Source organism: Streptomyces sp. NPDC001709 (genome assembly GCF_053596375.1).
Window position 1 is genome coordinate 1 of record NZ_JBSFGB010000110.1, and the last position, 6,105, is coordinate 6,105.

Here is a 6,105-nt window from a genome sequence, read left to right on the forward strand (position 1 = left end):
ACATCCACGCGCTCCAGCGACGGCGCACCCTCCGCACCCCGCAACACATCCACGAGGTTCCAGTCCACGAACTCCGCCAGCGCCTCACCACAAGCCGCGATCTCCGCGGCGAACACCGGCGAGGACTCCAGCAGTTCGACCGCCATACCCTCCCACTGCGCCCCCTGCCCCGGGAACACGAACACCGGCTTTGCGGTGACAGCGGCCCGGCCCTCGACGACCCCGGCCGACGGCTCACCCACCGACAGCGCGGCCAGCCCGGACAGCAACTGGTCACGATCAGCGGCGGCCACCACACCACGGTGCTCCAAGTGCGCCCGCGCGGTCGCCGCGGAGAATCCGAGGTCGACCGGCGACACCCCAGGCCGCGCCAGCACATGCGCACGCAGCCGGTCCGCCTGGGCCCGCAGCGCCGCCGCCGTCCGCCCCGACACCGCCACGGGAACCACCGGCATCACAGCCGACTCGCGGCCATCGGCGGACTCCTCCGCCGGAGCCTCCTCAAGAATCAGATGCGCGTTGGTTCCGCTCACCCCGAACGACGACACACCCGCACGCCGCGGACGACCGTCGGCCGCCCATTCCCGCGCCTGGGTCAGCAGCCGTACCTCACCCGACTCCCAGTCGATGTGCGGGGACGGCTCATCCACATGCAGGGTCGGCGGCAGCACCCCGTGCCGCATCGCCATCACCATCTTGATCACACCGGCCACACCGGCGGCGAGGGAGGTGTGGCCGATGTTGGACTTGATCGACCCCAGCCAGAGCGGATCGCCGTCCCGCTCCCGGCCGTACGTCGCCAGCAGCGCATGGGCCTCGATCGGGTCACCGAGGACAGTGCCGGTGCCATGGCCCTCCACCGCGTCCACCTCGGACGGCGACAGCCCCGCGTTGGCGAGCGCCTGCCGGATCACCCGCTCCTGCGACGGACCGTTCGGCGCCGTAAGACCATTGCTCGCACCGTCCTGGTTCACCGCACTGCCCCGGATCAGACCCAGGATCCGCCGCCCATTGCGCTTGGCGTCCGACAGCCGCTCCAGCACCACCAGGCCCAGACCGTCGGAGAAACCCGTGCCGTTGGCCGAGGCGGCGTAGGCGCGGCAGCGGCCGTCCGGCGAGACCGCCTGCTGGCGGCTGAACTCGGCCAGCAGGAACGGCCCGGACATGACGGTCACGCCACCGACGAGGGCCATGGAGCACTCGCCGGCGCGCAGGGCCTGAGCGGCCATGTGCAGGGCGACCGCGGAGGAGGAGCACGCGGTGTCGACGGACACCGCGGGGCCCTCCAGGCCGAACACGTAGGAAATACGGCCGGAGGACACGCTGGCCGCCCCGCCGGTCAGCTGGAAGCCCTCGATCTGCGGCAGGCTTCCCGGCGGCACCGTGCAGTAGTCGGTCGTGCCGACACCGCAGAAGACACCGGTGTTGCTGCCGCGCAGCGAGGTCGGGTCGAGTCCCGCGTCCTCGAACGCCTCCCACGACGCCTCCAGCAGCAGCCGCTGCTGCGGGTCCATCGCCAGTGCCTCGCGCGGGCTGATCCCGAAGAACTCGGCGTCGAACTCGGCGATGTGGTCGAGGAAGCCGCCACCGCTGGTGGACACGGCGCCGGGCCGGCGCATGCTGGGGTCGTAGAGCCGCTCCAGGTCCCAGCCGCGGTCGGCGGGCAGCCCGGTGATGGCGTCGCGCCCCGACGCCACCAGCTCCCACAGCTCCTCGGGAGAGGTGACGCCGCCGGGGTAGCGGCAGCTCATGCCGACGATCGCCAGCGGTTCGCCGGCCTGGGCGAGCAGTCGCTTGTTGAGCTGACGGAGCCTGTCGGTCTCCTTGAGGGATTTCCTGAGCGCCTCGATGAGCTGGTTCTGATCGGTGGCCATGTCTATTCCTTCGTCTCCAAGCTCATTGCGGCGACGGCGTGCTCTGCAGGGGTCATGCGAGGTCCTCTTGGGCCATCCGGATCAGGGTTTCCGCGTCCATGTCGTCGATCGACGCGGTGTCCCCGCCGTCCGTGGTCGCCTCCGGCAGGTCGCTGTCGGCCAGTTCGCGCAGGGTGTCGAGCAGTCCGGCCTTGCGCAGCCGGTCGATGGGGATCGACGCGAGCAGCGCGCGGATCCGGTCCTCCTCGGACCGCGGTTTCACGACGGAGTCGGGGACGAGCTCCGGCAGCAGATGGCGGGCGATGGCCGCCGGGGCGGGGTGGTCGAAGACGAGGGTGGCGGGCAGCCGTACGCCGGTGGCCTGGCCGAGCCGGTTACGCAGCTCGACCGCGCTCAGCGAGTCGAACCCGAGCTCCTTGAACGCCCGCTCCGGGTCGACGGACGCGGCCGAGGCATGCCCGAGCACACCCGCGACCTGCGCCTGGACCAGCTCCAGCACGATCCGCTCACGGTCCGCCTCCGGCACCCCGGCCAACCGCTGTGCCAGCACCGCGGCGCCCGCCTCGACCGCCCGGGCCGGCGTCCGCACCAGACCGCGCAGCAACGGCGGAAGCATTCCCGCACGGGCCTGCGCACGCAACGCCGCCGTCTGCAGCAGTACCGGAGCCACCACGGCCGCGTCCACCTCCAGCGACCGGTCGAACAGCGCGAGCCCCGTCTCGGCGGTGAGCGGGCTCATGCCCATGCGTTCCAGGCGGGCGAGTTCGGTCTCGTTCAGCCGCGCGGCCATGCCCGCGGTGTCCGTCCACAGACCCCACGCCAGCGAGACGGCCGGGAGACCCGCCGCCCGGCGGGACGCGGCCAGCGCGTCGAGAGCGGCGTTGGCCGCGGCGTAGTTGCCCTGACCAGGGCTGCCGATCAGCGCCGCCACCGACGAGAACAGCACGAACGCCGACAGATCCGCATCCGCCGTCAGCTCGTGCAGATGCCAGGCCGCGTCCACCTTCGGCCGCATGACCCGCTCGATCTGCTCGGGCGTCAGAGAGTCGATCACACCGTCGTCCAGCACACCGGCCGCATGCACCACCGCGGTGATGGGACGTTCCACCGGATCGAGCGCGGAGGCCAGTTGCTCCCGGTCGGACACGTCGCACGCGACGACCCGTACGCGGCATCCCTGGGCCTCCAGCTCGGCGACCAGTTCGGCGGCACCGTCGGCCGCGGGCCCCCGGCGGCTGAGCAGCAGCAGGTCGCGCGCTCCGTGCGCGGCCACGAGATGCCGGGCGAACAACGCCCCCAGGCCACCCGTGCCGCCCGTGACCACCATCGTGCCCTCCGGGTCCAGGGGTGCCGGCACGGTCAGCACGATCTTGCCGACGTTGTGGCCCTCCCGCAGGTGGCGCAGCGCCTCTCGACCCTGCCGGACGTCCCAGGTCCGGGTCGGCGCGAACTGCAGCACCCCCTGCTGGAACAGGGCCACGATCTCGGACAGCAGCTCTCCCAGCCGCCGCGGCCCCGCCTCCCACAGGTCGAACGCGCGGTACGCGACGCCCGGCCGCTGCGCCGCGATCGCCTCCGCGTCCCGGATGTCGGCCTTGCCCATCTCCACGAACCGCCCGCCGCGCGGCAGCAGGTCCAGTGAGGCGTCGACGAACTCGCCCGTCAGGGAGTTGAGTACGACGTCCACCCCGGAGCCGCCGGTGACGTCCAGGAAGGTGTCCCGGAACCCCGGTTCCCGCGAGGAGGCGATGTGGTCCTCCGGCACGCCCGAGGCCCACACCACGTCCCACTTGGACGGGCCGGCCGTGGCGAACACCTCCGCGCCGAGGTGCCGCGCGATCTGTACGGCGGCCATGCCCACGCCACCGGCGGCGGCGTGCACCAGCACCCGCTCCCCCGCGCGCAGCGCGGCCAGATCGACCAGTCCGTAGTAGGCGGTCGCGTAGGCCACCGGCACGGACGCCGCCTGGGTGAAGGTCCATCCGTCCGGCATCCGGGCGAGCAGCGCCCGATGGGCCACGGCCAGCGGGCCGAACGAGTCCATCACGATGCCGAACACCCGGTCGCCGGGGGCGAATTCGGTGACGTCCGTGCCGACCTCCAGCACCACGCCGGCCGCCTCGGCGCCCAGGGGCACGTCATCCGGGTACAAGCCGAGGGCGATCAGCACGTCGCGGAAGTTCACCCCCGCCGCGCGTACCCCGATCCGCACCTCGTCGGCGGCGAGCGGGCGACGGGCGTCGCAGGACGCGAGCTCCACGTCGTCCAGGGAGCCCTTGCGGGTGACGGACAGGTGCCACGCCTCGTCGGCGGGGGCGGCGGACGCGCTCAGACGCGGTGCGAAGACCTGCTGCCCGCGCACGGCGACCTGCGGCTCGTCCCCATCCAGCAACGCACTCCAGTCCGGCTCGTCGCCGTCCACGTCCACGTCCGCGTCCACGAGGAGGAAACGGTCGGGGTGTTCGGACTGGGCGCTGCGCAGCAGACCCCACACCGCCGCCTGGGCGATGTCCGTGGCCTCGCCGGCGACGGACACCGCACGCCGGGTCACGACGACCAGCCGTGCCTCGCCCAGCGGTTCACTGGCCAGCCACCGCTGCACCAGGGTCAACGCCACCGCTGCGGCCTGCCTGGCGGCCCGGGCCACGTCTCGCTCCGGCGTGTCGACGGCGGCGATGACCAGCTGTGGCGTCGGCCCGCCGTCGGCAAGAGCCTTCTCCAGCGCGGCCAGATCCGGGAACCGCTCGCCCGTGCCGGCCGAGCCGCCCAGCACCGCCGTCCGCACGGACCGACCCGCGCCGACCGCGACCGGGGCCCAGTCGAGCCGGTGGACCGGCTGCCCACCGCCCCGGCGCAGGCGCTCCAGCTGGGCGGGGTCGACCGGACGCATGTCCAGCCGGGCCAGGCTCAGCACCGGCTCGCCCTGCTCGCCGACGACGTCGAGGCCGAAGGCGGTGTCGTCGACCCGGCGCATGCGCACGCGCACCCGGGACAGACCGCGCTGCCCGAGGCGTACCCCGGACCAGGAGAAGGGCAGGAAGGCCGTGTCCCTCGGCCCGTCCTGGAGCAGGCCCGAATGCAGGCAGGCGTCGAAGAGCGCCGGGTGGACACCGAAGCTCTCGCCACCGGTGTCGCCGGGCAGGGCGACCTCGGCGAACACCACATCATCAGCAGCACGCCACGCCGCACGCACACCCTGGAACACGGGCCCGTAGTCGAACCCCAGCTCCGCCATCCCGGCGTACAGCACGTCGGCAGACATCTCCACGCCTTCGGCGGGCGGCCACTGCGCCGGGATCCACGACGATGCCGGCGCGGTGTCCTGCGCGGCGAGCCAACCCCGCGCGTGACAGGTCATCTCGCCATCGCGGTCGCCATCGCCATCGCCGTCGCCATCGCCGTCCCCGGCTTCGGCCTCGGGGCGGGCGAAGACCGCCACCTCACGGCGCCCGTCCTCACCCGCGGCACCCACGGTCACCCGGAGCTGGGCGGTCGTCCCCTCCTCCAGCAGGAGCGGCGCCTCCATCACCAGCTCGTCCACCACTGGCACACCCACCCGGCGACCGGCCACCGACGCCAGCTCCACCCACGCCGTACCTGGGACGATCACGAGGCCTAGCACGACGTGGTCGCTCACCCAAGGCTGCGTTTCGGTGGACATGCGGCCGGTGAAGACCCACTCGTCACGGTCACCGACCTGTACGGCCGCCGCGAGGACCGGGTGCTCGATCCGGTCCAGGCCCGCCGCAGCGACATCACCGGCCTGTGCCGTCGGCATCAGCCAGTAGTTCTCGCGTTGGAAGGCGTAGGTGGGCAGGTCGACGCGCTTCGCGCCGGTACCCGCGTAGAAGACGTTCCAGTCGACTGCGACGCCGGCGGTGTGAGCCCGGCCCAGGAACCCCGCGAACGTCTCCGCCTCGCCGAGCTTGGCCCGCAACGCGGGGACAAACGCTGCCTCGTTCTCGTCGTCCTCCACGCACTGCCGGGCCATCGCCGTCAGCACCGCATCCGGACCCAACTCCAGGAACCGGCGTACCCCGAGATCCCACAACGTCCGCACACCATCGGCGAAACGCACCGCATGCCGCACATGCCGCACCCAGTAATCCGCATCGAACCCCGACACCACCTCGCCGGACACATTCGACACGACCGGGATACGCGGCTCGGCGTAGGTCAGCCGCTCCGCCACGGCACGGAACTCATCAAGCATCGGCTCCATACGCGGCGA

2 protein-coding genes are annotated in these 6,105 nt (G+C 72.5%); both read right to left on the bottom strand.

Annotated elements, in window-relative coordinates; genetic code table 11:
- Positions 1–1,880: type I polyketide synthase (locus ACWC0C_RS47855; protein WP_450871477.1), on the bottom strand; the 1,880-nt coding region annotated here is incomplete at its 3' end.
- A gap of 46 nt (positions 1,881–1,926) precedes the next feature.
- Complete coding sequence (locus tag ACWC0C_RS47860; protein WP_450871478.1) at positions 1,927–6,096, bottom strand: SDR family NAD(P)-dependent oxidoreductase; 4,170 nt, start codon at positions 6,094–6,096, stop codon at positions 1,927–1,929.
- Between the last annotated feature and the right edge of the window lie 9 nt (positions 6,097–6,105).